The 23,861-nt window shown below is 58.3% G+C and carries 27 protein-coding genes, 1 tRNA gene and 1 riboswitch; of the genes, 10 read left to right on the top strand and 18 right to left on the bottom strand.

The window, feature by feature from the left end; all coding sequences use genetic code 11:
* Window positions 1-186: 186 nt before the first annotated feature.
* Window positions 187-3,657, top strand: a complete 3,471-nt coding sequence (locus tag ACTJJ7_RS22300) for a hybrid sensor histidine kinase/response regulator (RefSeq protein WP_440968852.1) — start codon at window positions 187-189, stop codon at window positions 3,655-3,657.
* A 27-nt stretch (window positions 3,658-3,684) separates the two neighbouring features.
* Here ACTJJ7_RS22300 and ACTJJ7_RS22305 read toward each other — a convergent pair whose 3' ends face one another.
* On the bottom strand, window positions 3,685-4,356 hold the full coding sequence (locus ACTJJ7_RS22305) for a response regulator (protein ID WP_105736457.1): 672 nt from the start codon (window positions 4,354-4,356) through the stop codon (window positions 3,685-3,687).
* 228 nt (window positions 4,357-4,584) lie between these two features.
* On the opposite strand from ACTJJ7_RS22305, the gene pip reads away from it, so the two are divergent.
* The gene (pip, locus tag ACTJJ7_RS22310) at window positions 4,585-5,535 is read left to right on the top strand and encodes a prolyl aminopeptidase (RefSeq protein WP_105736459.1); all 951 of its coding nucleotides are present in this window, start codon (window positions 4,585-4,587) and stop codon (window positions 5,533-5,535) included.
* A 42-nt stretch (window positions 5,536-5,577) separates the two neighbouring features.
* On the opposite strand, the gene ACTJJ7_RS22315 is transcribed toward pip, so the two are convergent.
* Window positions 5,578-6,021: a VOC family protein gene (locus ACTJJ7_RS22315; protein ID WP_105736461.1), complete on the bottom strand. Its 444-nt coding sequence runs from the start codon at window positions 6,019-6,021 to the stop codon at window positions 5,578-5,580.
* A gap of 144 nt (window positions 6,022-6,165) precedes the next feature.
* Window positions 6,166-6,618, bottom strand: a complete 453-nt coding sequence (locus tag ACTJJ7_RS22320) for a hypothetical protein (protein ID WP_245421192.1) — start codon at window positions 6,616-6,618, stop codon at window positions 6,166-6,168.
* Between the two features lie 132 nt (window positions 6,619-6,750).
* Here ACTJJ7_RS22320 and ACTJJ7_RS22325 point away from each other — a divergent pair, with 132 nt between their 5' ends.
* The 3 genes from ACTJJ7_RS22325 (at window position 6,751) to ACTJJ7_RS22335 (ending at window position 9,356) form a co-directional block, all read left to right on the top strand.
* Window positions 6,751-7,098: a DUF952 domain-containing protein gene (locus tag ACTJJ7_RS22325; protein ID WP_440968853.1), complete on the top strand. Its 348-nt coding sequence runs from the start codon at window positions 6,751-6,753 to the stop codon at window positions 7,096-7,098.
* A complete protein-coding gene (locus tag ACTJJ7_RS22330; RefSeq protein WP_440968854.1) occupies window positions 7,095-8,192 on the top strand; it encodes a quinone-dependent dihydroorotate dehydrogenase in 1,098 nt (365 codons plus the stop codon). Before ACTJJ7_RS22325 ends, ACTJJ7_RS22330 begins: the two co-directional genes overlap by 4 nt.
* Window positions 8,193-8,270: 78 nt before the next feature.
* A complete protein-coding gene (locus tag ACTJJ7_RS22335) occupies window positions 8,271-9,356 on the top strand; it encodes a D-alanine--D-alanine ligase family protein (protein WP_440968855.1) in 1,086 nt (361 codons plus the stop codon).
* Here the strand turns inward: ACTJJ7_RS22335 and ACTJJ7_RS22340 are convergent.
* The 7 genes from ACTJJ7_RS22340 to ACTJJ7_RS22370 all read right to left on the bottom strand — a co-directional run bounded on the left by ACTJJ7_RS22340 (window position 9,353) and on the right by ACTJJ7_RS22370 (window position 13,620).
* Window positions 9,353-10,708, bottom strand: coding sequence for an MATE family efflux transporter (locus ACTJJ7_RS22340; protein ID WP_440968856.1), 1,356 nt, complete (start codon window positions 10,706-10,708; stop codon window positions 9,353-9,355). The genes ACTJJ7_RS22335 and ACTJJ7_RS22340 overlap by 4 nt on opposite strands.
* A gap of 94 nt (window positions 10,709-10,802) precedes the next feature.
* On the bottom strand, window positions 10,803-11,300 hold the full coding sequence (locus tag ACTJJ7_RS22345; protein ID WP_105736760.1) for a CAP domain-containing protein: 498 nt from the start codon (window positions 11,298-11,300) through the stop codon (window positions 10,803-10,805).
* 76 nt (window positions 11,301-11,376) lie between these two features.
* Window positions 11,377-11,643: a DUF6460 domain-containing protein gene (locus ACTJJ7_RS22350; RefSeq protein WP_105736471.1), complete on the bottom strand. Its 267-nt coding sequence runs from the start codon at window positions 11,641-11,643 to the stop codon at window positions 11,377-11,379.
* Window positions 11,644-11,802: 159 nt separating this feature from the next.
* Window positions 11,803-12,129 carry a DUF982 domain-containing protein gene (locus ACTJJ7_RS22355; RefSeq protein WP_105736473.1) on the bottom strand — a complete coding sequence of 109 codons (327 nt, stop codon included), beginning with the start codon at window positions 12,127-12,129 and terminating at the stop codon, window positions 11,803-11,805.
* A 13-nt stretch (window positions 12,130-12,142) separates the two neighbouring features.
* Complete coding sequence (locus tag ACTJJ7_RS22360) at window positions 12,143-12,562, bottom strand: hypothetical protein (RefSeq protein ID WP_440968858.1); 420 nt, start codon at window positions 12,560-12,562, stop codon at window positions 12,143-12,145.
* A 189-nt stretch (window positions 12,563-12,751) separates the two neighbouring features.
* A complete protein-coding gene (locus tag ACTJJ7_RS22365; protein WP_440968859.1) occupies window positions 12,752-13,252 on the bottom strand; it encodes a Holotricin-3 precursor in 501 nt (166 codons plus the stop codon).
* A gap of 77 nt (window positions 13,253-13,329) precedes the next feature.
* Complete coding sequence (locus tag ACTJJ7_RS22370) at window positions 13,330-13,620, bottom strand: hypothetical protein (RefSeq protein WP_130268668.1); 291 nt, start codon at window positions 13,618-13,620, stop codon at window positions 13,330-13,332.
* Window positions 13,621-14,146: 526 nt separating this feature from the next.
* On the opposite strand from ACTJJ7_RS22370, the gene ACTJJ7_RS22375 reads away from it, so the two are divergent.
* The gene (locus ACTJJ7_RS22375) at window positions 14,147-14,716 is read left to right on the top strand and encodes a manganese efflux pump MntP (protein ID WP_105736762.1); all 570 of its coding nucleotides are present in this window, start codon (window positions 14,147-14,149) and stop codon (window positions 14,714-14,716) included.
* A gap of 52 nt (window positions 14,717-14,768) precedes the next feature.
* Here ACTJJ7_RS22375 and ACTJJ7_RS22380 read toward each other — a convergent pair whose 3' ends face one another.
* Window positions 14,769-15,206, bottom strand: coding sequence for a MarR family winged helix-turn-helix transcriptional regulator (locus tag ACTJJ7_RS22380; protein ID WP_440968860.1), 438 nt, complete (start codon window positions 15,204-15,206; stop codon window positions 14,769-14,771).
* 107 nt (window positions 15,207-15,313) lie between these two features.
* Between ACTJJ7_RS22380 and ACTJJ7_RS22385 the strand changes: the two genes are divergently transcribed.
* Window positions 15,314-16,171 carry a haloalkane dehalogenase gene (locus ACTJJ7_RS22385; RefSeq protein WP_440968861.1) on the top strand — a complete coding sequence of 286 codons (858 nt, stop codon included), beginning with the start codon at window positions 15,314-15,316 and terminating at the stop codon, window positions 16,169-16,171.
* A 61-nt stretch (window positions 16,172-16,232) separates the two neighbouring features.
* Here ACTJJ7_RS22385 and ACTJJ7_RS22390 read toward each other — a convergent pair.
* From ACTJJ7_RS22390 to ACTJJ7_RS22400, 3 genes are all read right to left on the bottom strand, one after another.
* A tRNA-Gly gene (locus tag ACTJJ7_RS22390) sits at window positions 16,233-16,306 on the bottom strand.
* Between the two features lie 101 nt (window positions 16,307-16,407).
* Complete coding sequence (locus tag ACTJJ7_RS22395; protein ID WP_440968862.1) at window positions 16,408-16,716, bottom strand: hypothetical protein; 309 nt, start codon at window positions 16,714-16,716, stop codon at window positions 16,408-16,410.
* Between the two features lie 79 nt (window positions 16,717-16,795).
* Window positions 16,796-17,890: a 2'-deoxycytidine 5'-triphosphate deaminase gene (locus ACTJJ7_RS22400; protein WP_440968863.1), complete on the bottom strand. Its 1,095-nt coding sequence runs from the start codon at window positions 17,888-17,890 to the stop codon at window positions 16,796-16,798.
* An 83-nt stretch (window positions 17,891-17,973) separates the two neighbouring features.
* A riboswitch (SAM riboswitch) is annotated at window positions 17,974-18,053 on the top strand.
* 62 nt (window positions 18,054-18,115) lie between these two features.
* On the opposite strand from ACTJJ7_RS22400, the gene ACTJJ7_RS22405 reads away from it, so the two are divergent.
* From ACTJJ7_RS22405 to ACTJJ7_RS22415, 3 genes are all read left to right on the top strand, one after another.
* Entirely contained in the window at window positions 18,116-19,303 is a 1,188-nt protein-coding gene (locus tag ACTJJ7_RS22405; RefSeq protein ID WP_440968864.1) for an O-succinylhomoserine sulfhydrylase, read from the top strand.
* A 169-nt stretch (window positions 19,304-19,472) separates the two neighbouring features.
* Window positions 19,473-19,865: a Co2+/Mg2+ efflux protein ApaG gene (apaG, locus tag ACTJJ7_RS22410; protein WP_105736766.1), complete on the top strand. Its 393-nt coding sequence runs from the start codon at window positions 19,473-19,475 to the stop codon at window positions 19,863-19,865.
* 79 nt (window positions 19,866-19,944) lie between these two features.
* Entirely contained in the window at window positions 19,945-20,253 is a 309-nt protein-coding gene (locus ACTJJ7_RS22415; RefSeq protein ID WP_440968865.1) for a hypothetical protein, read from the top strand.
* A 30-nt stretch (window positions 20,254-20,283) separates the two neighbouring features.
* On the opposite strand, the gene ACTJJ7_RS22420 is transcribed toward ACTJJ7_RS22415, so the two are convergent.
* The 4 genes from ACTJJ7_RS22420 to ACTJJ7_RS22435 are packed head-to-tail and all read right to left on the bottom strand — an operon-like array spanning window position 20,284 to window position 23,675.
* Window positions 20,284-20,496: an alkylphosphonate utilization protein gene (locus tag ACTJJ7_RS22420; RefSeq protein ID WP_162800123.1), complete on the bottom strand. Its 213-nt coding sequence runs from the start codon at window positions 20,494-20,496 to the stop codon at window positions 20,284-20,286.
* A 22-nt stretch (window positions 20,497-20,518) separates the two neighbouring features.
* Window positions 20,519-21,520, bottom strand: coding sequence for an Hsp33 family molecular chaperone (locus ACTJJ7_RS22425; RefSeq protein ID WP_440968870.1), 1,002 nt, complete (start codon window positions 21,518-21,520; stop codon window positions 20,519-20,521).
* A gap of 1 nt (window position 21,521) precedes the next feature.
* Window positions 21,522-22,460 carry an ornithine carbamoyltransferase gene (gene argF / locus ACTJJ7_RS22430; protein ID WP_105736494.1) on the bottom strand — a complete coding sequence of 313 codons (939 nt, stop codon included), beginning with the start codon at window positions 22,458-22,460 and terminating at the stop codon, window positions 21,522-21,524.
* Between the two features lie 9 nt (window positions 22,461-22,469).
* On the bottom strand, window positions 22,470-23,675 hold the full coding sequence (locus ACTJJ7_RS22435) for an aspartate aminotransferase family protein (protein WP_130268663.1): 1,206 nt from the start codon (window positions 23,673-23,675) through the stop codon (window positions 22,470-22,472).
* Window positions 23,676-23,861: the final 186 nt, after the last annotated feature.

The following is a 23,861-nucleotide window of genomic DNA, read 5'->3' on the forward strand; positions in this document are numbered from 1 at the left end:
GTCCCCAGTGGTGCAGGTTGCAACACGGATTGACAGTAACAGATGTTCCCAATTTATTAATAAAAAGTTTTATATTCCACGCCGCGCCGGCAACTCTGGTTATTCAAGTGTTTTCGACGGGTAGTTTTTAAATTTAATTCATTTTGATGAACACGTTCATCGCAAATTGATGGAAGGTTGAAGCCCATGACGGGCTGGACTGTAGCGCTTGTCGCGATTTTATACCTCATTGCCCAGTATGTGCGGGTCAAAACCATCGGCCGGCGCAATCGCCTTGATCGCAGAGGGGACCGGCCGCTTATCTATGCGCTTAGTCTCGCATCGGGCGGCAGCAGCTGGCTGTTCTACGGCGCCCTCGGATATGCCGCCGAAAACGGTGTTGAATTTATCGGATTGTTCATCGGGATCGCGCTGGCCTTTACCCTGGGTTTTCCGTTCTTTCATCGCGTTATCAAGCTTGCACAATCGCAGGGTATTGCCTCCATCGCCGACCTGATCGGTGCGCGCTACGGCAAGAGTTTCTCGGTGACCGCTTTTGTGACGATCATCACGACGATCGGCGGCGTTCCCTATCTCGCCCTGCAGCTCACAGCCGTCCACTACCTCTTCGAGGTCTTTGCCGGCTCGCCGGCCCCGCACAGTGCGGACAGAGCATATGAACCCCATTGGCTGGTGTGGGGGCTTCTGTGCGTCATTGCCTTGTTCATCATCCACAACAGCGAAAAATCGCCGCAAACCATGGATCGCGATGAAAGCATCGTGCGCACGCTGGCCAGCGATTCCGCGTTCAAGATGATTGTCTTCATTGCCGTGGGCATAGCCGCAACGACATTTCTTTTCGGCACGCCGGATGTGTTGTTCGACCATCTCACCGGCAGCGGGATTGCCATCCCGGCGCTGCACGCGCCCGTCTCTTTGGCGAACATCGTCGCGCTTGCGCTGATCGGCGCTGCGACAACATTGCTTTTTCCCAGCCAGTTCTATCTTACGGTGGTGGAAAACAGGAGCAGACGGGAATTGTCGGCCGCGCGGTGGCTGGTTCCCGCATGCCTGTCCATTGCCGGTTTTCTTGTGCTGCCGCTGGCGGCAATTGGAACCTGGAAGCTCCCGCACAATGCCTCCCCCGACTTTTACTTCCTTTCACTCCCGCTCCAGGCGCATCAAGGCTGGCTGGCCATTCTCGCTTTTGCCGGAGGTCTTTCGGCGGCAGCCACCATGCTGGTTTTACCGACCATTGTGCTGTCCATCATGATTTCCAATGATCTCATCCTGCCGATCCTGTGGAACTGGTCCTGGCGGATGACACCGCCCGGTAAGGACGACTACACGGCAATCATTCCAAAAATCCGGCGTTACTCCATCGTGGCCATCCTGCTTGCCGCCTATGCCTACCAGTTCACGATCAGGGATTATGTCGACTTTTCAGAACTCTCGCTCATTTCCGCCGTCAGCATGATGCAGATGCTGCCGCCGTTTCTCGGTGGGTTTGTCTGGCGCAGGGCCACAGCACGCGGCGCGTGGTGGGGCATGGCGGCAGGCACGGCCGTGTGGTTCTACACCATGCTTCTCCCCACCTGGCTTGATAAGTCATGCTCTCTTGTTACGGGCGGCCCCTATGGTATCGGTCTCTTGCGGCCGCATCATCTCTGGGGGCTGGACGCAAGTCCCGTGGTAAACGGGTTGTTGTGGAGCCTGACCGCCAACCTGGTTTTCTTCATCCTTGGCTCCCTGTCGAAAAGTGCAGCGCCGCTTGAACGTATCCAAGCGAATATTTTCATCCCCGAAACCGGGGAAGCCGCCCTTTCCAGCAGGAATCACCATGCCAACGTGACGGTCGATCAGCTGAAGGACACCATATCCCGGTACATAGGTGCTGAACAAACCCGGCTTGCATTCGATGCCTTCCAGGGCCAGCAAGGAATTATCCCCGACGGCGCGGCCGATTTCAAAACGGTGCATTTCTCCGAACAGCTGCTTTCCAGTATTGTCGGATCGCCATCCGCCAGACTGATCCTGTCCCTTGCCATGGGCCCCTCTGGAACCGCCCAGAGACAGACGCAGATACTGCTCGAACACGCCACGGAAGCCCTGGTGCAAAACCGCGATCTGCTGCAAACGGCGCTGGATCGCGTGGATCAGGGCATCGGCGTTTTCGACCGGCAATTCCGGCTCATGTGCTGGAACCGGCCGTTTCCGCTCATGCTCGATCTTCCCGACCCCCTGCAGCGCATGGGCACACCATTCCATGCGATCGTTTCTTTTCTTCTTGCGGCGAGAGACGCCGCGGCAAACAGTGATCATGTCGTGCTGAAAGAACTGGAGACGCTGCCCGCGCGCTGGCGGATCATGCTCGGTCATTCGGGCCGGACCGTCGACATTCTGGCCAATGCCATACCGGACGGTGGCATGGTGGCAACCTTTACCGACGTCACCCAGGCAGTCGAAACAGACAGAATGTTGCGGCAAGGCAATGAGCGCCTTGACGCGCGGGTGCGCGAACGCACAAAGGCGCTCACCCTTGCCAATCAGGAACTGGCCAAGGCGCGGCGTCGCGCCGAGGACGCGAATATCAGCAAGACGCGTTTTCTCGCGGATGCGGGGCATGATATTCTGCAACCCCTCAACGCTGCCCGTCTCTATGCCTCGGCACTGACGGAACAGCTTGCCAAGCCGCAGTTGAAGGAGCTTGCGGCCAACCTCAATTCATCGCTTGAGGCCGTTGAATCGATCTTCAATGCGCTGCTCGATATTTCACGGCTTGATGCCGGGGCCCTCAGGCCTGAGATATCGACCATCCCGTTGAACACCGTGCTGCTGCAGGTCTTTCACGATTTTCTGCCGGTGGCGCAGGAAAGAGCGCTGGAGTTCAAACTCGTTGAAAGCTCCGTTGCCGTTGCGACCGATCCCCACCTTCTCCGGCGGCTTCTCCAAAACCTTGTTTCAAACGCCATCAAATATTGCAAGTCGGGCAAGATACTGATGGGCGTCCGCCGTCGCGGCGATACGGTCGAGGTCCAGGTGCTTGACACGGGTATAGGCATAGCCAAAACCGAATTGAACATCATTTTCCGCGAATTCTCCCGCCTTTCCCGCGGCATGCGCGAATCGGATGGACTTGGGCTCGGCTTATCGATTGTCGAGCGCATTGCCACGCTGCTGGGGATGACTATCCGCGTGTCCTCCAGCATCGGAAAGGGCTCGGTGTTTTCCATCAGAATGCCGGTGTGCTCCACTGCCGTCAGCAACCCGCCGGCTTTGGAGCGGCATGGCACACTGGATGGTCTGAGCGTGCTGTGCATCGATGATGACGAGCGTTCCCTTGCGGGCATGAAAGAGCTGCTCCAGACCTGGGGCTGCACGGTCAATGTCTTGACCCATGGCAAAACCCTGCTGGCCTTGCGTGACAGTCTTGGGGAGCCGCCAGACGTTATCCTTGCCGATTACAATCTCGGAGATGAGAACGGCATGGATCTCATAGCGGAACTGCGCAGCCAATATGGGTGTCGCATACAGGCCGCCCTTGTGACCGCCGACCGGTCGAGCCAATTGCGCGACCGTGCCGCCGCTGAGGATATCCCGTTGATCAACAAGCCCGTGCGGCCCGCTGTCCTGCGATCGCTGCTTTCCCATCTTCAAGGCACCCGTGCGGATGCCTGAATGATCGCCGGCACTGCGGGCCTTACCCTAGTGAAACTCCACCGCTCTGGCGTTCAGAGGTGCGGGTGTACTGTTGAAACGGGACAGGCAAATGACCGCTTGTGTCCGGCTTTCAACACCAAGCTTGTAAAGAACCGCAGAGACGTGCGCCTTGATGGTGGCCTCGGACACATTGAGTTCATGCGCAATCTGCTTGTTAAGCATGCCGTCGGCCATCATGCCGAGAACCCGTCCCTGCTGCGGTGTCAGACGGCGCAGGCGGCCAACCAGCTCGAACAGTTCCTGATCCAGCTGTCCCCCGCCCTGACCGGTCAGCGGCGACCATATCTCGCCATCGAGTATTCTGCCAATGGCGTCGGCAATCTCATCAAGCGTGGAGGATTTGGAAATAAAGCCCGAAGCGCCGAGCGCCAGCGCGGTACGGATGGTAACGGCATCATCGGTTGCCGAAACAATCGCTATCGGCACACTCGGATGCAGCGAACGCAAAGCAATCAAACCAGTCAGGCCGCTGACGCCGCCCAGGGCGAGATCGAGCAACACAAGGTCAACGTCGGCTGCGTCGAGGATATGCTTTTTCGCACTCTCCAGATCGCTGACTTCGATAATATCAGCATCGCCTGTCTGCAACACAAGTGCAGCTTTCAACGCCCCCCGGAAAAGCGGATGATCGTCCACAATCACAAACTTAAATCTCATGCCTGAAAAGTCTCCATTTTGAAATTACAACATCTAAAAATCTAATCGTTTTAATATTAGCGACTAAAGCGCATTCTCCTGATATATCAAGACAAATCTATTGCGCGGGAAAGTTCAGAACCAATGCGGACTGTTCGTAGATGTCTGCTAAACACATGAATTGACTTGGCAAAACCTTAATCCCGCGCAATCATATACCCATTTCGCCACTTTTCGAAAGAAAGATGTATGATAACGAATACACTTTATCCCGAGACCCAGCCCTATGCCGAGCAGATGCTCGCCGTGTCTGATCTGCACAGCATCCACGTGGAGGAATGCGGCAATCCACAGGGTAAACCGGTCATCATGATCCATGGCGGCCCTGGCGGCGGTATCAACCCCGCCATGCGCCGGCTGCACGATCCGGAACTCTACCGCATTATTCTTTTCGACCAGAGAGGCTGTGGAAAATCAACGCCTTATGCTGAACTGCGCGAGAATACCACCTGGGATCTCGTGGCGGATATGGAGCGTATCCGCAACCATTTCGGCATCGATAAATGGCAGGTTTTCGGCGGCTCGTGGGGTTCGACGCTGGCTCTTGCCTATGCGCAAACCCATCCCGCCCATGTCAGCGAACTGATCTTGCGCGGCATCTTCATGATCCGCCGTTTCGAGATCGAATGGTTCTATTCCAACGGTGCGAGCATCATCTATCCGGACCGTTTCGAAGCCTACCAGGAGCATATTCCAGAGGCGGAACGCGGCGACATGATCGCCGCCTATTACAAGCGCCTTACCGACGACGACCCAGCCGTGCAGCTGGCAGCCGCCAAATTGTGGGCGCGCTGGGAGGGTTCGGCGCTTTCCCTCCTGCCGGACCCTGCACGCGAAGAGGCATTTGCCGGCGACCATTTCGCCATCGCGTTTGCGCGCATCGAATGCCACTATTTCCAGAACAGGGGCTTTTTTGAAACGGATGACCACCTCCTGCGCAATGCCCATCTGATCCGCCAAATTCCCGGCGTTCTCGTGCACGGCCGCTATGATATGTGCACGCCGCTCCTGAACGCCTGGCATCTGAAAAAGGTCTGGCCGGAAGCGGATCTTCGCATTGTCGAAGATGCCGGGCATTCCGTCACCGAACCGGGCATTGTGCATGAATTGATTGCTGCAACCAAACGGTTCGCAGCCTGATAGCAGCCCAGGCAACCGGTTGTTGGGCAGCCGGTTGCCTGATTACGCCGCCAGATGTTTGCGGCGTGATTTGACCACCCACAAGTGACCGAAGGGATCCGTCAGCACGCCGACGCGGTCACCATTGTCCAGTTCCTCGACGGCATTGCGCACATGGCCGCCTTCCGACGTGGCGTGGTGCATGACGCGATCAACATCGTCGACGTGGATGTCGAGCATGACAGGTGTCGCGCCAATCGCGTGGACCGAACGCGGCCCGCCCAGCGAGGCATCCGCATCCCGTTTGGGGTTGGCGCCGACAATCATGATCACCGACGCGCCCATCCGCATTTCCGCGGCAATCAACGCGCCATTGTGCAGGTAAGGGCGCCCGACCACCCGCGCGCCGAATACATTTTCATAAAAATCCATGGCCATTTGCTGGTCGCCGTGGCGCACAAAAAGCCGGATGGAAATTTCACCGATCAGTCTTGGCCCCTCGTTCATCCTGTCCCTCCAGCGTCCAATATCGAGGGACTAAAGTCGTATAAAAACGCGAACAAATCAAGAACAAAATGACATTTCGAACAAAGGTTCCGGTGTTTTCCGGGGAAAACGTGCTTTGACCGCGCGCCTCATATTTTACCCGTTTCAGGTTTTCTGCGGCTGGGCCTGCTGCGGCTTGGAGCCGCTGTCGTCATTCTGGAATTCCTTGGCTATCCCCATGAAACGGCGCATGAATTTCTCCATGTAATTCATGCCTTTCTCGAACTCTTCATCGGAAGGCAGCGCTTCACGGACAACCGGGGGAATCTTGCCCATGCTGGCGACCGTGTCTTCCAGCTTGGCAACACGGGTCTTCAGATCAGCCAGATCCTCCTCGTAGGCCTTGCGCTCTTCGGCAGCCAGTTTGCAGATCAGCTGCCCGGACTTTTCCTGGCAGATGGACATCTCCCCGGTGCTGTTGTTCATCCGGACATAACCGGTGTCGGTTTTCTCCAGGGAATAACGCGTGGTCTCCTCGGCCGCCGAGCCGCTCGAGGCTGCGATTGCGAGGAACGGGACCGTCGCAACGGCGACAAGCAGTGTTCGTGTACGTGACATGACAGACCTCCGAAATGCTGAACCTGAAGCTTGAGAGGATAATACGCCGAAAATGGGAATGCGCGCCGAGATTTCTGTTACCGGCATCAGTCTACCCTTTGCGTATTGCGGTTTTGCGTCTAGTAAATCCGCATGAGCAAACTGATTTACAAGATTGCCCCACGGGCACTGTGGCAAGCGGCCGAAGCCGCAGGTGTGTTCGACGGGGCGCCGATCGACCATGCCGACGGCTATATCCACTTCTCCACCGCTGCACAGGCGGTGGAGACGGCGAGCAAGCACTTTGCCGGACAGGACGACCTGCTGCTCGTCGCCGTTGAAACCGACCGGTTGGGCGAAGCCCTGAAATACGAGGTTTCCCGCGGCGGCGATCTCTTCCCCCACCTCTACGCCTCGTTGCCAATGGCGGCCGTGCGGTGGGTCAAACCGCTGCCGCTCGGCACCGATGGCAAGCACCAGTTTCCGGAGATGAACGCATGAGCGGGCTGTTTCAGTCGTTGGGCCGCAAGGTTCTGTTTTCCTTTGACCCGGAAGACGCTCACGGCATGTCGATCAAGGCATTGAAGACCGGTCTTGTTCCCGGATGCGCGCTGCGCGATGACCCTGCCCTGCAGCTTACCGTTGCCGGGCTGAAATTTCCCAATCCTCTCGGCATGGCGGCCGGCTATGACAAGAACGCGGAAGTGCCCGATGCGCTGTTGAAGCTCGGTTTCGGCTTTGCCGAGATCGGGACCCTCACGCCGCTGGCGCAACCCGGCAATCCAAAGCCGCGCATTTTCCGTCTTGTGGACGACAATGCGGTGATCAATCGCCTCGGCTTCAACAATGAAGGCCACGAAGCGGCTTTCCAGCGGCTGTCATCGCGCAAGCAGCGCCCGGGAATTGTCGGGGTCAATATCGGGGCCAACAAGGATTCAACCGATCGCGTGGCCGACTACGTCGCCGGCATCCGGAAGTTCCATGCGCTTGCCGCCTACTTCACCGCCAACATCTCGTCGCCCAACACACCGGGCCTGCGGGATTTGCAAGCCCGCGACAGCCTCAAGGAATTGCTCGGCAAGGTGCTGGAGGCCCGCGATGCGGTTGCAGCGCCATCCGGAACCCGGCGCCCGGTCTTTCTGAAGATCGCGCCGGATCTGCCTGAAGCCAGCCTCGATGACATCGCTGCCGAAATCGCGCTGCATCCGCTGGACGGCCTGATCATCTCCAACACCACCCTGTCGCGCACCGGTTTGCGCAGCCCGCAACACACGGCCGAGACCGGCGGTCTTTCGGGTGCGCCGATCTTCAATCGCTCCACGATTGTGCTGGCAAAGATGCGCCAGCGCGTTGGCCCCGCGCTACCGATCATCGGTGTCGGCGGCATCGACAGCGCCAAGACGGCAATCGCCAAGATCCGCGCGGGTGCCGATCTCGTCCAGCTCTATACCAGCATGATCTACCATGGCCCTGGGCTCGCTGCTGAAATCCTCAGGGAGATGTCCGCCACACTCAAGCGCGATGGCGTCAGCAATATCAGCGCATTGCGGGATCGCGACCTTGCAGATTGGGCGGCGAAAGACATTCCCGCCTGACGGCAGAGCGTAATTTTGCCACTGTTCCGCAATCCAACGGATGGCAGGGATAAACTCCAGCAAAATGGAAACAGAGTGATGACACGCAAGAGACGGGTGGCAGTTCTATATGGCGGCCGTTCGGCCGAACATGAGGTTTCCCTGCTTTCGGCCAGCAATGTCGTCAAGGCAATCGATACGTCAAAATATGAGGTGGTGCCTATCGCCATCACCCGCACCGGGCAGTGGCTGCTTGCGGCGCTTGACGATGGTGGCCTGCCAAAGGCTGTTCCGGCCACCGGACCTGAAATCAGCCTGCTGCCCGGCGGTAAAGGCCGGCTTCTCGTTATTCCGGCAAGCGGCGCGCCGCATGAAATACCGCCGGTCGATGTGGTCTTCCCCGTGCTGCACGGCCTTTGCGGCGAAGATGGTTCGGTACAAGGCTTGGCGGAAGTTGCCGACATTGCCTATGTCGGCTGCGGCATTCTCGGCTCCGCAACGGCGATGGACAAGGACGTCGCCAAACGCCTGCTCAAGCAGGCCGGCCTGCCCGTCGCCAGGGGCGTGACACTCCAGTTTGGCGAAACCGCCGGGTTTGACGATATCGCACGCGAGCTCGGCACGCCGGTCTTCGTCAAGCCTGCCCGGCAGGGCTCTTCGGTCGGCGTTGGCAAGGCTGCCACGGCCGAGGCTTTCGAGGCCGCCGTCAAGGAGGCATTCCGGCACGACCGCAAGGTCATCGTCGAGGAGTTTGTCCAGGCCCGCGAGATCGAATTTGGCGTTCTCGAAGGGAGCGACGGTTCATTGACGGTTTCGGTTCCCGGCGAGATCGCCCCAGCCGCCAGCCATGGCTTTTATACCTATGACGCCAAATATATCGATGCCGACGGCGCGGCCTTGTCCATTCCTGCCAATCTTCCGGCATCTGTCCGGGAACAGCTGCAGGACATGGCGGGCCTGGCCTTTCGGGCCCTCGGCTGTGAAGGCATGGCACGGGTCGATTTCTTCCTGCGGCCGGACATGAGCGCCGTCGTGAACGAGGTCAACACCATACCGGGTTTCACCAATATCAGCATGTATCCGAAGACACTGGGAGCAAGCGGCATTCCCTACCCTGATCTGGTGGACCGGCTGATCCAGCATGCGCTGGATCGCGCCGACCGCCAGCGCTCCGGAACGATCTAGCTGGCGAACTGCAGCCGCGCCCGCCGCGGCAGGATTGCCAGCAATGACAGACCGCGCAGCCCGAGGAAAAGGTGAAGCGCCAGCCAGAGCCCGTGATTGCCCATGAATTGCGGCAGAATGAAATAGGCGGCGAAGTACCCGGCCAGTGACAGCATCATCATGTTGCGCATGTCGCGTGACCAGGTGGCGCCGATGAATACGCCGTCCATATGGAAGGCCAAGAGCCCCGTAACGGGCGCAAAGGCGGCCCATGGCATGTAGAGCGCGGCCAAGGCCTGAACATCGGCGGATTTGATCAGAACCGCCACGATGGCATTGCCGTAGATGAGGAAGAACAGCGCCATCAGCGAAGCCAGGACCAGCCCCCACAGGAATGAAAGCTTGATGCCGCGATCAAAGGCCGGGCGATAATGCGCACCGACGGCACGGCCGGAAATCTGCTCGGCTGCCGTCGTCACCCCATCAATGAGATAGCCTGAGATCAGCAGAAAGTTCATCAGCACGGCGTTGGTTGCCAAGGTTACGGCACCGGCTTCCGTTCCAGCACGGGTGAAATAGGCATAGGCGATCAGCAGGAAGAATGAGCGCAGCATGATATCGCGGTTGACCGCAAACATCCGCCGGATGGCCGGCATGTCAAGGATGCGCGCAAGCGATGGATTGGGTACGGCCCGAAACTGCCAGTAGACCATGGTCAGGCCGACAACCAGCGCGACGCTTTCGCCAAGCACGGTTCCCCAGGCGATGCCCGCCACGCCCCAGCCCATGACCAGGCCGAGCCAGCAGGTCATGACCACATTGACGCCGTTGAGCAGAAATTGCAGGTAGAGGCCCTGCATCGCCTTGCCCTGCCCCAGCAGCAGACCGAGCACCACAAAGTTTCCCAGCGCCATCGGCGAGGAAAAGAGCCGGATCGACACATAGGTGGACATGGCATCGGCGACCGCCTGATCCGGGTTCATGAAGCGGACCGTTGCCGTCAGCACCAGCGGCGTTACCGCAATGAAAACAAAGCCCACAAGCACGGCTATGCCGATTGCCCGCCAGAACACCGCTTGCTGTTCCACATTGTCATGGCGGCCCATCGCCTGCGCCACCAGTCCGGTTGTTCCGGCGCGCAGGAAATTCATGGTCGAGAACAGAAAATCGAAAACCAGGGCCCCGATTGCCAAGCCGCCGAGCAGATGCGGATCGCCGAGCTGGCCAATGACAGCCGTATCGACGAGACCGAGCAAGGGCGTCGTCAACGATGCCAGCATCACGGGAATCGTGATCGACAGCATCAGGCGGTTCGTCACCTCGAATGGGCGAACGATTTTTGATCCATCAGGATGGGACACTTGCGTTGACATGGGACACCGGGAAAGACGCCAGAGGGGCTATCAGTATCCTATGCCATTGCGCGCGGCGCTTTTCCAGAACTATCGGCCAATCCTGGCCGATAGTTCAGCTGGCAAGGACCAGCGCCCAATACCGCTGGCTGCTGCCGCTGGCAGCTTCCGAATAGGCCAGGCCGAACCGGGTGAACTTCTGATCCAGCATATTGCGGCGATGCGGCGGCGAGGCCATCCACATGGCAAAGAGCCGGTCGAGTTCCATGCGGCCAACGGCGATATTCTCCGCAGCAATACCGTGGATCTCGTTGTTGCGCACACGGGTGGCAAAATCCCGCCCCCAGCCGGTCGTATGGGACATGCGGCCGGCGCTGGCCATGTAACCCGCCTGCTGCAGCGCCGCGCTTTCCAGAGAAGAATCGGCGGTCAGGCCGGCCAATCCATTGGAAGAACGTATATTCTGCACAAGCGAAGCGGCTGACGTAGACACACCCGCGCTTTTCCCCGGCGTGCGCGTCACCGTCTGGCAGGCGGCCAGCGGCAACAGTGCCGAGACGGTGGCAAGCCCAAGAAAGCCGCGGCGTGACAAATGAAATCTATGATCGGGCATAAGCAATTCCTGAATGAGACGCACTGCCGATATCCAGCAATTGTGGCTCATTCAGGCCAAGGCGATATTTTTGCGCTTAACGCTTGTAGCTCAGCAGCCGCAAAATGATGAAGCACGGGACAACCACGACCGCGCCCAAGAGGAAATAACCGGCAAAACGCTCGACCGCGCCAAAACCGAGATTCCAGATGCGGCGGGCAAAATTCTCGAAGCCGTACAGAATATCGAGCGGCGACCAGTTGAACGCATTCATGATCACGCCGACAAAAAGCGATACGAGAATGAGCTTGAGCAGGACACGGCCCGGCGTGTCTCCCAGAAAACGGTTCATCTTGTCCGACATTGATACTCCGATAGCGGCGGCGTTGCAGCGATGGTGTTCACATATGGCCATATGCGGCCCGGTTCAAGCAATTGCACGGCAACAGCCTGTTCGCCAAGCGTTTCAATCCCAATATGGTCTGGATATGACGGCGAGGCAGGCAGGGCGATCAGCGTGTTTTCAACGCCGGTCCTGTACGAATATATCGACTGTTTTTGCCGCCGCAATGAAGGCTTTTCGGGCTTCGCCCACCGTTCTTTCGCCATTCAAGGCATCAAGGCATATTTGTTGCGCAGCCAGATAACTCGGCCCGTGCCGGGCCGGCCAATCGTCCGACAGAAATTCAGCGGCTTCTTTCACCGAGGCAATGCTGCGGTATGTGCCGATCTGCCTGGTTTCTACGGTAACGGATTCGAATGTCAGTTTACGCATGATGTGAGACGCCCAAAAACAGCCAAGCCCCCGCGTGACCATATTATATTGGCATTCCATCATGAGTACAACCATTCCGGCCAAGCTCTCATTGGGACGTCATTTTCAGGACTTGTTCATAGGACACGAGCTGGCCGCCGCCCGCAAAGCTGTGCGGTGTCAGGCCATTGAAGATGCACCAGACCGTCCGCGTTCCCGCGCCCCTGCAATAGTCGCTTTCCTCGGCGAAGACCTGCGTCATTTCCATCACGGCCATCGCAGTACCGGCCTTTGTCAAGACCTCGGCAAATGCATGAAAAACCACAAAAAAGCGTGGCACAGCAACCTTTGCTCCGCCAACATACACGTCGTCCAGGGCCTGATAGGTGACGATCGAAATTGAGCGTGACATAGGATTGTCCGGCAGGCCCTCGGCGTTCATGGCGATGACGGCAATGCGATCTGCAATGCGCTGCCTTTCCGCTTCGTTCAGGCTGTCTCTACTGTATCGTATCTCGACAAACGGCATTTCAAGGCCTCCGGTGCAAGGATCACGTCCATCGGAAAGGCGATTATTCGCCCGTCATTGCGCCAGCATGACAAAACGCGCGGCTGGCGGCACGGGACAAGTGCACCGGAAACGCAAAAGGCGCCCGCGTCCGGCGACACGGGAGCCTTCTGGAATTTCAGACAGGCCTATCGACGGGCCACGCCAGCCTCAGCGGCGAGCGTCCAGCAGGTCGTTCACCTCGTCAATTTGCGCCGTGGTGAGCGTGCGATGAAAATCGATACTCAGTTTGGCTTCAGCGGCAGCAAGAGCCTGCTCCCTCAATGTAGGGTCTTTAATGGCAAGGGCTGCCTCGCGGCTGCGCTCATAAGCGGCGATCTTGCCGACGGAGGAATTGGGGGAGGCCCGTTCCCGTGCCCGTGCGGATGCATGCGCGGCGTTGAGAGGACCAAGCGTGTTCTTGTCCAGATTATTTTCGCTCAGGTCGGCTTCTTTGGTCTTGGATTTGTCATCCGCATGGTCTGCCTTGGCATTGCCATGGCCTTCGCCGCCATTGCCCTTTCCGCCGCCCTCACCGCCACCATTACCATTGCCATTCTTGGCCAGTGCGGAACCGACAAGGCTGTAATTGCCCGTCGTCGAGAGTGCCGTGCCGGCAACCAGCAAGCCAAGGCACGCGACGGCAGCAAAACTGCGCTTCACTAGAGTCATACCCATCTCCTCAATATGTCCCCGTGACCGTTCCCCTGTCTGAAGGTTAAGAATCCGTTTGGGGCCATTATGAGGCGTTAGTACCGGTAATAGTACCGGTGACCACGATGGTGCTTCCAATAGCCAGGACGATAATGCCGATTGTTCCAGTGATGGCGGCGGTGGTGATGACCTCTCCAGCCGTGGCGATGATGATGGCGGTGGCCCCAATGCTTGCCGCGATTGTGCTTGTACTTCACCAGCTCCACATTCGACGCGACCGGTGCACGTTGCACGGAGATCGGCGAGGCTTGCGCGGATACGATTGACGTCAGGCCCATCACAAGCGCGATGAGACCTGCGGCGACCAGGGAAAGAATATTCTTCATGGCAGCTCCCTCCAATTTATCCCTCGCCACATTACGCCCTTCTTGATCAACGTTCAATTGAACGCACCCATGGCGTGTGGCTGATGCCATTTCCCGGCGTGGCGTGGCGTGGCAGGCTTGCCGATACCGATGAAGGCTGCCCGACGGGTTCTCTTCTTGAAAAAGCCATATCCGCAGATCAGATTTTTCAGGTTGCTACTCTCCAGGGCAACATGAGGCCCGGCGATATTCTTCCCCCGATGCCCCGTGCCGGGCCTCATTCCCACCAGTTCTCAGTTTTGGCAGGATATCCCTCGCCGGTGCTCTCCGGACTATCGCACTGCGCCCGCTCCATATTAAGGGACCGCGAGCGCCCAGATGCAAATGACTACTATATGCATTTAACTATTTGATTTTGCTTGACTTTTTTCACATCACCCCCTACATCCCGACCGTCAGTTGCGAAAAGCCTGATGAACCCGTGGTGTTGTCGGACGGAGCGGTCGTACGGCACCACCGAACTGAATTGTTCCGCCTGGCGCTTACCATGTCCCCCATAGCGATCCTTGTTCTGGCTATCAGCATGTCTGTCGACGCATTTGCCGTTTCGGTCGGCCGCGGAGCGGCATTGGGACGCCCGCGATTTTCGGAATCCATTCGTACCGGCGCCGTGTTCGGGATAGTGGAAGCCATCACCCCACTGATCGGCTGGGCTGCAGGTGTTGCCGCAAGCGGCTTTGTCCAGGCGGTCGATCACTGGATTGCCTTCGGGCTTCTCGGAGCCGTTGGTTTCCGCATGCTGTACGCCGCTTGTTGCCAAAGGCAGCAAACGGAAGAGCGCGTTGGAAATTCGGCCTATATGCTGCTGGCGACCGCCATCGGGACGAGCCTGGACGCCATGGCCGTCGGCATTTCGCTGGCATTCCTCAACGTCAATATACTCGTTATCGCCCTTGCGATCGGCGTCGCCACCTTTTTGATGTCGTCCGGCGGCATGCTTGTCGGCCGGCTGATCGGTGAGCGGTTTGGACGTGTGGCGGAAGCCGTCGCCGGTGCAGCGCTGATCATCCTCGGCGCATCGATACTGGTCGAGCATTTGACGGCGGCAGCTGCCTAGTCCGCCTGCGGCCCACGGACATAGACCCCGGGCCAAATGGTACGCAGGGCCGCTATTCGCCGCGAGGCAATTTTTCGAGTATGAGCTGCAGCGTCGATGTCAAACCGTCGATGGTCTCCTTGCCGGCAACACTTTCCCAATTCTGCTGAATGCGTTTGCCTGCCGCCATCGCCGTGGGCTGCACCGCCTGCCCCCGGACCGTCAGGAAGACCAAGCGTCCCCGCTTGTCCCGCGGATCGGGCCGGCGCTCCACATATCCAAGCTTTTCAAGCTCTTCCACCGCCTGGGTGATCGATTGTTTGCGGGTTTTCGACAGTTTCGAAAGTTCGCTGACCTGAATTCCGGATGACGGCGTGAAAGCCAGGACGTTCGAGTGCGATGGACGGATATCGACGAACCCCGCCTCATCGAGCGCGGTGTCGATAGCCTGCGTCCATTGCTGATGCAGGAGCCGCAAAAGAATTCCAAGATTAGGCGTTGGTGACCCCATCAGCGTGCTGTTTCCCATTCGCGAGGCAGGCAGCCTCCAGATATTGACAGGTACCTGCCCATTTGGTATTAGACAGGCACCTTACTATATTTGAAGAGGCCAATCTCATGCCATCCATCTCAATTCTTGATTCAACCATATACTACGAAGAAACGGGCGTGGGCACGCCCATTGTGTTCCTGCATGGAAATCCGACCACGTCCTATTTGTGGAGAAACATTACCCCCGCCCTGCCGGGCTATCGCCGTCTGGCTCCTGATCTGATCGGCATGGGGCGTTCGGGCAGGCCGCCGCTTGAATATAGTTTTGCCGATCAAGCCCGCTATCTCGATGCCTGGTTCGATGCGCTGGAACTGACCGGCGTCATCCTTGCCGGTCACGACTGGGGCGGTACGCTTGCCCTGGATTGGGCGGCGCGTCATCCGGAGCGGGTGCGGGGCGTCGCCTTCATGGAAACAATGCTGCGGCCGATGCATTGGGCCGATTTTCCGCCGGAGGTTGCAGAACGGTTTCGTGCGTTGAAGACAGAGGGGCTCGGCGAGAACATCGTGCTCCAGGGCAACACTTTCATCGAACAAACCCTGCAGGCCACGGTGCTTTCCGGTCTTTCAGGTGAGGATCTCCATGCCTACACGCAGTCCTATACTACCCCTGAAAGCCGCCGGGCCGTTCTTGAATGGACACGCTCCATGCCTGTCGACGGGGAACCGGCGGCTGTGATTGAAAGAATGCAGCATTTCAACACCTGGCTTGCCGACAGTGTCGATATACCGAAACTGTTGATGGCGTTCGACGGACCGGGAAAAAGCCTGGCGATCGGGGCCGACATGATTGCCTGGTGCAGGGCCAACTATGCCAACCTCAGCGTTGTCAATTGCGGCGCTGCCAAACACAATGCACCGGAAGATCAACCGGAGGACATCGCGCAATCGCTTGGCAAGTGGCTGGAACAGATCGGCATTTGACAAACGGGGCAGCGCGAGGCGGTATCATTGCAGCCGCCTTGCGCGCCTTGCAAACAAGGGATGGAGCGGGTGAAGGGAATCGAACCCTCGTATGCAGCTTGGGAAGCTGCCGTTCTACCATTGAACTACACCCGCCTATGCCCGCAGACTTGCGTCGGGGCAGATAACCGGAATGAAAAGCAGCCGGGATCGATAGTCAACCGGATTCGCACATCACCCCGCAAACAGCGTGTATATCAGCCGCGGCGCATGCGGCCGGCGATAGCGACAATGCCCAGGCCGATCCAGCCCAGCACCGCAATCAACAGAAGCGGCGCAGCTGGAATCATCAGCCAGCCCAGCACGCCCATGGTGTAAAGCGTATCGCCAATGTCGAGCCCGCCCAAAAGGCATGGGTGAACGCTGTTCTCATCCACCGTACAGCCAAGCGTATTGGCGATCGCATAGGTCAGCACGACCGACAACAGCGGCAACAGCGCAATGAGCGTCAGAATGGCGAGCACCACAGCTGCTGCCCGCCGTTTCCACCCGGTTTTCTGAGGCATTGCCAACCTCCCGTCCTGCCTGACCAATCCGAGCGCACATCCAGGCCGTCAAACCGGCGTTTTGTCAATCAGCGGCCGCTCACGAGCGGAAATGTTTGGAGAGTTTCAGGCCTTGCGCCTGATAGTTCGAGCCGAGGTCGGTGCCGTAGAGCGCCTTGGGCCGCTCCAGCATGTGTTCATAGATCAGGCGGCCGACAATCTGGCCGTGCTCGAGAATGAACGGCACCTCGTGACTGCGCACCTCGAGCACGGCGCGGCTGCCGGTGCCGCCAGCAGCCGTATGGCCGAAGCCCGGATCGAAGAACCCGGCATAGTGGACGCGGAACTCGCCGACCAGGGGGTCGAATGGCGTCATCTCCGCCGCATAGAGCGGAGGAACATGCACGGCTTCGCGCGACACGAGAATGTAGAATTCATCGGGATCGAGCACCAGTTCGCGCGCGCCGCGGTCATGGATCGGCTCCCAGAAATCAAAGAGGTCATGCGCGCCGCGTTTGTCGACATCCACTACCCCGGTGTGATGCTTGCCGCGATAACCGACGAGGCCGTTCTTGTCGCCCGTCAGGTCGATCGACAGGGCAATGCCGCCGCCCGATATGTTGGGGGTGTCCGACGCCACAAGCGTCTCGCTTGCATGCAATGCGGTCAGTTCCGTCTCGTCGAGCTGCGCCCGTCCGGTGCGGAAGCGTATCTGGGAGAGACGCGATCCTGCCCGCGCGACAATCGGGAAGGTACGCGGGCTGACTTCGAGATAGATGGGACCTTGGTATCCTGCCGGCACCTTGTCGAATTCCTGCGCCCCGTCAACGATGACGCGGGTGAAAATATCAAGACGGCCGGTCGAACTCTTGGGATTGGCCGATGCGGAAACGCCGGCAGGCAGCGCCAGGCTTTCCAGCAGCGGGACGATATAGACACAGCCGGTTTCCAGCACGGCACCGTGACTGAGGTCGATCTCATGCAGCTTGAGCTTTTCCAGCTTGTCGATAACAGGCGTTCCTGGACCTGGCATGAAACTGGCGCGCACCCGATAGGCTTTTGTGCCCAGACGCAGGTCCAGACTGGCCGGCTGGATCTGATCGGCGTCGAAATCACGCTCGGTTTTCAGCGCACCGGCCTCATGCAATGCCCTGATGCCACTATCCGCCAGAATGCCCGCTTCACGTATACTCATATCGACCGCCGAAACCTCATATAATTTCCCAAAAGCTTTAGCGTCTCACCCGATTGACGCAAGCCGCCAAGAGGATTAAAGCAATTTTATCCCGTGGTGATTTGGCCGGCCGGCTTGCAGCCACGTTAAACAATTTGCTAAAAGAGGCCCGGTCTCGTCCGGCCTTTTTGCGATTCCCGCAAGGCCGGTTTTTTATTGGCCAGATTCTGGCAGATTGAGAAGACGATGACCACAACCCGTAAGCTGCGCCCCGCGACACAACTCGTTCATGCCGGAACCTTGCGCTCCGGTTTCGGTGAAACTTCGGAAGCCCTCTTCCTCACCCAGGGCTTTGTCTATGACACGGCCGAAGCTGCTGAATCCCGCTTCAAGGGCGAAGAACCCGGCTTCATCTATTCGCGTTACGCCAATCCGACCACCGATATGTTTGAAAAGCGCATGTGCGCACTTGAGGGCGCGGAAGACGCACGCGCAACGGCTTCAGGCATGGCCGCGGTTGCAGCGGCGATCCTGTGCCAGGTCAAGGCCGGAGACCATGTTCTGGCAGCGCGCGCCCTGTTCGGCTCGTGCCGTTACATCATCGAGACACTCCTGCCGAAATACGGCGTTGATTTTACCCTGATCGACGGCTCAAAGGCCGAGAACTGGGAAAAGGCCATCCGCCCGAACACCAAGGCGCTGTTTCTGGAAAGCCCGACCAATCCAACCCTCGAGATCGTCGATATTGCCGCCGTGGCGAAGGTTGCCAATTCCGTCGGCGCCAAGCTCATCGTCGACAATGTGTTTGCGACCCCGCTGTTCCAGAAGCCTCTGGAACTTGGCGCCCACATCGTCGTCTATTCAGCCACCAAGCACATTGAAGGCCAGGGACGCTGTCTTGGCGGCGTCATCCTTTCCGACAAGAAGTGGATCGATGAAAACCTCCATGAATATTTCCGCCACACCGGCCCCGGCCTCAGCCCGTTCAATTCCTGGATCATGCTGAAGGGGCTTGAAACCCTGCCCGTCCGCGTCCGCCAGCAAACGGAAAGTGCGGCAAAGATCGCCGGCTTCCTCGCGGATCATCCCGCAGTTTCCAAGGTTATTTACCCCGGCCGTGCGGATCACCCGCAGGCCGATATCATCGCCAGGCAGATGACCGGCGGCTCCACGCTCGTGGCCTTTGAACTCAAGGAGGGCAAGAAGGCGGCCTTTGATTGCGAGAACGGACTGGAAGTGGTGCGGATTTCCAACAATCTTGGGGATTCGAAGAGTCTCATCACTCACCCCGCGACAACCACGCACAAAAACCTTACAGATGAAGCGCGTGCTGAACTTGGCATTTCGGACGGGCTGTTGCGCCTGTCCGTCGGCCTGGAAGATGCCGACGATCTGATCGAGGATTTTGATGCTGCCCTCAAGGCGGCCAAGTAAGACGGAAGCGATGCCGCACTGAAATTGGTTTCAGTGCGGTTTTGGTATATTTAAGTATAAAATTTTCTAAAATATCGCCTATTCGCATTAAAATTAATCATCTTTATGTATTGTAATGGTTGACGAGACGGCCTCGACCCGCAATATCATTGATAAGACAAGGTTTATCATGTATCGCGCAGTCACTCAGAATATTGAAGTAATCGTAGAACCATTCTATCTGGAGGAGCAGTCCAATCCGGAAGAAAACAGATACGTCTGGGGATACAGGATTACGATCGCCAATGAATCCGACGGCACCGTCCGGCTTCGGGCACGCTATTGGAAAATCACCGATGGGAACGGCCAGATTGAAGAGATTCGCGGCCCCGGCGTCATCGGCGAACAGCCGGTGCTCAATCCCGGCGACTCGTTCCAGTATTCTTCAGGCTGCCCGCTGACAACGACATCCGGTGTCATGGTTGGCCGCTATTCCATGGAAAGCGAAACCGGAAACTTGTTCGATATCGAAATTCCGGCTTTTTCACTTGATTTGCCGGATCAATTGCGGACATTGAACTAAGTTCCGACCGGCCTGCCGCCTTTGCGATGCGCAACCGTTTCGGGCGCCGTTTTGATCACATGCATGAGTACACGCCCTGATGACCACCCAAACTGAGATGCCGTACCTGAAGGCGCTTGCCTGCTCCGTTGTTACCTTTGCCCTGGGTGTTGGCGCGCTTTTTATGGGCTATGTCCTGCCAAGCATCCAGGCCGGCAAGGCTGGACTGCCCGAACTTCTGGCGCTGGCGCTTGTACCGGGCCTTGTCGTCGGCCTCTTCGCCAAACGATCGGCCAAACCATGGCCGTTGTGGCTGATCATCGGCGCGTTCCTGATTGTCCTGGTTGCCGTTACCGCGGCCCACGAGGCGCTGGTATCCTGGCGGATCGCCAACGGACTGCTGAAATAGCAATTCACGTGCGGCGTTTGTGGCCTCGCATTACGCCTTCTTGACGAATTCCGTTTTCAGAACCAGGCCTTTGACCTGTTTGGTGTTGCACTCGACTTCACCCTCGCGGCCATTCAGGCGGATATTCTTGACGAGCGTACCCCGCTTGATCGTCTCTGATGTTCCCTTGACTTTCAGGTCCTTGATCAAAGTGACGGAATCGCCATCCTGAAGCTCATTTCCATTGCTGTCGCGTACGTCCACAGGGCAATCCTCGTTTGGATAATCAGTTCTTTGGCAGGAATTCCGCCGGGTCAAATTCGTAATGCGTCGAGCAGAACTCGCAGGTCACGCTGATCTTGCCATCTTCGATACTGTCCGTGATCTCTTCGGCGGTAAATCCGGAAAGGACACCTGCAATCTTGTCGCGCGAGCAGGAGCAATCGTCATTCACCGGCACGGCATCGAACACACGGACGCCGCGCTCATGGAACAAGCGGTACAGCAGCCTTTCGGCGCCCACCTGCGGGTCGGTCAGTTCCGAACTCTCGATGGTCGCAACCAGGGCTTTCACTTCAGCCCAGTCATCGTCCTCTTCAACATCGTCCTCATCCTCGTCGGCATCCGGCGCATCACCCGCCGGCAGGTCACGCTGGCGGATACGCAGCTCGGATTCCGGCAGGAACTGCACGATCAGCCCTCCGGCACGCCACTGCTCGACCGGTTTGCCATCCTCGCCGCGCTCTATTAGCTTGGCGACGGACAGGCGGATGTCGGTTGGGATTTGCTCCGACTGACGGAAATAGGTCTTGGCGATTTCCTCCAGATTGGAACCGTCAAGTGCAACGATGCCCTGATAACGCTGGGTGTATTCGCCCTGATCAACCGTCAGGGCCAGCGTTCCCGTCCCCATCAATTGCTCCGGCGAGAGCTGGTGTGCGGCGATCGCCTCAGCCAGCCGGTCTTCGTCATAACGGGCATAGGCGCGCACCGAATTCGGCGTGCGGAAATCAACCACCAGCATGTCGACCGGCCCGTCGGACTGCGACTGGAAAATGAACTTGCCATCGAATTTCAGTGACGTCCCCAGGAGCACAGTCAGGACAATCGCTTCGGCCAGGAGCTTTGCAACCGGCTCCGGATAATCGTGCCGGCTGAGAATATCGTCCAGTGTCGCCCCCAATTGCACGGCGCGCCCGCGTGCATCGAGCGCCTCGACTTGGAAAGGCACAACCGCATCATCTCCGGCGAAGACATATTCGTCGGAGCGCTTGGTGATGTCAGGCATATCAGACACTCGGGCGACCTCCTTCGAGACACCAGGCTAGAATGGCTTTTTGCGCGTGCAACCGGTTTTCGGCTTCATCGAAGACAACGGAATGCGGCCCGTCAATAACCGAATCCGTGACCTCCTCGCCCCGGTGGGCAGGCAGGCAGTGCATGAACAGGGCATCGGGATGTGCGTGCCTGATCAGGGCGTCATTGACCTGATAGGGCATGAACACATTGTGACCGCGGGCCCGGCCTTCCTGCCCCATCGATACCCAGGTATCGGTGACGATGCAGTCAACACCCTCGACAGCGGCGATCGGATCGGTCGTCAGCTTGACATTGCCGCCCGCGCTCCTGGCCCAGGCAAGATATTTGCTCTCGGGCTCGCTGCCTTCCGGCGTGGCAATATTCAGGTTGAAATCAAAGCGCGCCGCCGCCTCGACAAGCGAATGCAGCACATTGTTGCCATCGCCCGTCCAGGCGAATGTCTTGCCCTTGACCGGACCGCGATGCTCTTCGAAGGTCATGATGTCAGCCATGATCTGGCATGGATGCGTATCGTCCGTCAGGGCATTGATGACGGGAACCGTGGCATTCTCGGCCATTTCGATCAGCCGGTCGTGCGTCGTCGTGCGCATCATGATGATATCGACGTAACGCGAAAGCACCTTTGCCGTATCGGCGATGGTCTCGCTGCGGCCGAGCTGCATTTCGGAGCCCGTGAGCATGATGGTTTCGCCGCCCAGCTGGCGCATGCCGACGTCGAAGGACACGCGGGTCCGCGTCGAAGGTTTGTCGAAAATCATCGCAAGCACCTTGCCTGCAAACGGCTTTTCGATGTTGCCAGCCTTGAGCCGGTTCTTGCGCGCGCGCGCGTCATCGAGGATGGAACGCAACACACCGGGAGAAAGCGCCGAGATATCCGTGAAGTGACGGAGGTCCTGCTTGATTGTCATGACAGTTCCCTACGCACTCTTCTGCCGGGCCGAGACCGACAGCCGTTCGGCGGCGGCTTCAATGCGTGAAAGGGCCTCGCGTGCCTCTTCTTCGGTCACAACCAAAGGCGGCAGCAACCGGATGACATTGTCACCAGCGCCAACGGTCAGCAGATGTTCGTCACGCAGGGCCTGGACGAGCGCCGTATTGGGAACAACGCTCTTGATGCCCATCAACAGCCCGCGGCCGCGTACCTCCGCAATCACGTCGGGATAGCGATCGGAGATCGAGGCAAGGCCCTGCTTCATGAAGAGGGCGACCTGCTGCACATGCTCGAAAAAGCCATCGGCGAGAATGACATCGAGCACAGCGTTGCCGACGGCCATGGCAAGCGGATTGCCGCCATAGGTCGTGCCATGCACGCCGGCGGTCATGCCCTTGGCTGCTTCGGCCGTTGCAAGACAAGCACCCAGCGGGAAACCGCCGCCGATGCCTTTGGCAACAGCCATGATATCGGGTGTAATGCCCGACCATTCATATGCAAAGAACTTGCCCGTACGTCCGACACCCGACTGAACTTCATCAAGGATCAGCAGCAGGCCGTTCTCGTCGCAAATCTTGCGCAGACGGCGCAGATCCTCATCCGGAACGGGACGCACACCGCCCTCGCCCTGGATCGGTTCGATCAGGATGGCGGCGGTCTGCGGGCCAATGGCTGCCTTCAATGCCTTTTCGTCACCGAAGGGTACCTGGTCAAAGCCCGAGACTTTGGGGCCGAAGCCTTCGAGATACTTTTCCTGGCCACCGGCGGCGATCGTTGCCAGCGTCCGGCCATGGAAGGCACCTTCGAATGTGATGATGTGAAACCGTTCCGGTTGACCGTTGACATAGTGATAGCGCCGCGCGGTCTTGATCGCGCATTCCAGCGCTTCCGCGCCGGAATTGGTGAAAAATACCTTGTCGGCAAAGGTATTGTCCACAAGACGCTGGCCAAGGCGCTTCTGTCCCGGAATTTCATAAATATTGGACAGATGCCAGAGCTTCTCGGCCTGGGTCTTCAGGGTCTCGACGAGATGCGGATGCGAATAACCCAGCGAATTGACGGCAATGCCGGCAGCGAAATCGAGATAGCGTTCACCGCTCTCGGTCGTCAGCCAAACACCTTCTCCTCGCTCAAAGCGCAGATCCGCACGAGCAAAAGTGTCGTATAGCGGTTGCGCGTTTGCGTCCGTCATGTCGTTTCGGGCCTCCAATACCCTGTTTTGTTCTGCTGTTTGCTAAGAAGAAACCGGCAGCGATGAAATCAAAAAGCCGCCCACAAGGGCGGCCTGACGCTGGTAATATCATCATTCAATCCGCAATTGTCAAATGAACACTTCAAAAACATATGCGCCGTCTTGCGCCAGCGCCAAGCGGCCTTT

Source organism: Phyllobacterium sp. 22229, from assembly GCF_052056495.1.
In the GTDB taxonomy this organism is placed as follows: Bacteria; Pseudomonadota; Alphaproteobacteria; order Rhizobiales; family Rhizobiaceae; genus Phyllobacterium; species Phyllobacterium myrsinacearum.

What these genes read in the sequence shown, in the direction of transcription:
- ACTJJ7_RS22300 (WP_440968852.1), top strand. Translation starts at nt 187, where the DNA reads ATGACGGGCTGGACTGTAGCGCTTGTCGCGATTTTATACCTCATTGCC.
- ACTJJ7_RS22305 (WP_105736457.1), bottom strand. Translation starts at nt 4,356, where the DNA reads ATGAGATTTAAGTTTGTGATTGTGGACGATCATCCGCTTTTCCGGGGG.
- pip (WP_105736459.1), top strand. Translation starts at nt 4,585, where the DNA reads ATGATAACGAATACACTTTATCCCGAGACCCAGCCCTATGCCGAGCAG.
- ACTJJ7_RS22315 (WP_105736461.1), bottom strand. Translation starts at nt 6,021, where the DNA reads ATGAACGAGGGGCCAAGACTGATCGGTGAAATTTCCATCCGGCTTTTT.
- ACTJJ7_RS22320 (WP_245421192.1), bottom strand. Translation starts at nt 6,618, where the DNA reads ATGTCACGTACACGAACACTGCTTGTCGCCGTTGCGACGGTCCCGTTC.
- ACTJJ7_RS22325 (WP_440968853.1), top strand. Translation starts at nt 6,751, where the DNA reads ATGAGCAAACTGATTTACAAGATTGCCCCACGGGCACTGTGGCAAGCG.
- ACTJJ7_RS22330 (WP_440968854.1), top strand. Translation starts at nt 7,095, where the DNA reads ATGAGCGGGCTGTTTCAGTCGTTGGGCCGCAAGGTTCTGTTTTCCTTT.
- ACTJJ7_RS22335 (WP_440968855.1), top strand. Translation starts at nt 8,271, where the DNA reads ATGACACGCAAGAGACGGGTGGCAGTTCTATATGGCGGCCGTTCGGCC.
- ACTJJ7_RS22340 (WP_440968856.1), bottom strand. Translation starts at nt 10,708, where the DNA reads ATGTCAACGCAAGTGTCCCATCCTGATGGATCAAAAATCGTTCGCCCA.
- ACTJJ7_RS22345 (WP_105736760.1), bottom strand. Translation starts at nt 11,300, where the DNA reads ATGCCCGATCATAGATTTCATTTGTCACGCCGCGGCTTTCTTGGGCTT.
- ACTJJ7_RS22350 (WP_105736471.1), bottom strand. Translation starts at nt 11,643, where the DNA reads ATGTCGGACAAGATGAACCGTTTTCTGGGAGACACGCCGGGCCGTGTC.
- ACTJJ7_RS22355 (WP_105736473.1), bottom strand. Translation starts at nt 12,129, where the DNA reads ATGGTTGTACTCATGATGGAATGCCAATATAATATGGTCACGCGGGGG.
- ACTJJ7_RS22360 (WP_440968858.1), bottom strand. Translation starts at nt 12,562, where the DNA reads ATGCCGTTTGTCGAGATACGATACAGTAGAGACAGCCTGAACGAAGCG.
- ACTJJ7_RS22365 (WP_440968859.1), bottom strand. Translation starts at nt 13,252, where the DNA reads ATGACTCTAGTGAAGCGCAGTTTTGCTGCCGTCGCGTGCCTTGGCTTG.
- ACTJJ7_RS22370 (WP_130268668.1), bottom strand. Translation starts at nt 13,620, where the DNA reads ATGAAGAATATTCTTTCCCTGGTCGCCGCAGGTCTCATCGCGCTTGTG.
- ACTJJ7_RS22375 (WP_105736762.1), top strand. Translation starts at nt 14,147, where the DNA reads ATGTCCCCCATAGCGATCCTTGTTCTGGCTATCAGCATGTCTGTCGAC.
- ACTJJ7_RS22380 (WP_440968860.1), bottom strand. Translation starts at nt 15,206, where the DNA reads ATGGGGTCACCAACGCCTAATCTTGGAATTCTTTTGCGGCTCCTGCAT.
- ACTJJ7_RS22385 (WP_440968861.1), top strand. Translation starts at nt 15,314, where the DNA reads ATGCCATCCATCTCAATTCTTGATTCAACCATATACTACGAAGAAACG.
- ACTJJ7_RS22395 (WP_440968862.1), bottom strand. Translation starts at nt 16,716, where the DNA reads ATGCCTCAGAAAACCGGGTGGAAACGGCGGGCAGCAGCTGTGGTGCTC.
- ACTJJ7_RS22400 (WP_440968863.1), bottom strand. Translation starts at nt 17,890, where the DNA reads ATGAGTATACGTGAAGCGGGCATTCTGGCGGATAGTGGCATCAGGGCA.
- ACTJJ7_RS22405 (WP_440968864.1), top strand. Translation starts at nt 18,116, where the DNA reads ATGACCACAACCCGTAAGCTGCGCCCCGCGACACAACTCGTTCATGCC.
- apaG (WP_105736766.1), top strand. Translation starts at nt 19,473, where the DNA reads ATGTATCGCGCAGTCACTCAGAATATTGAAGTAATCGTAGAACCATTC.
- ACTJJ7_RS22415 (WP_440968865.1), top strand. Translation starts at nt 19,945, where the DNA reads ATGACCACCCAAACTGAGATGCCGTACCTGAAGGCGCTTGCCTGCTCC.
- ACTJJ7_RS22425 (WP_440968870.1), bottom strand. Translation starts at nt 21,520, where the DNA reads ATGCCTGACATCACCAAGCGCTCCGACGAATATGTCTTCGCCGGAGAT.
- argF (WP_105736494.1), bottom strand. Translation starts at nt 22,460, where the DNA reads ATGACAATCAAGCAGGACCTCCGTCACTTCACGGATATCTCGGCGCTT.
- ACTJJ7_RS22435 (WP_130268663.1), bottom strand. Translation starts at nt 23,675, where the DNA reads ATGACGGACGCAAACGCGCAACCGCTATACGACACTTTTGCTCGTGCG.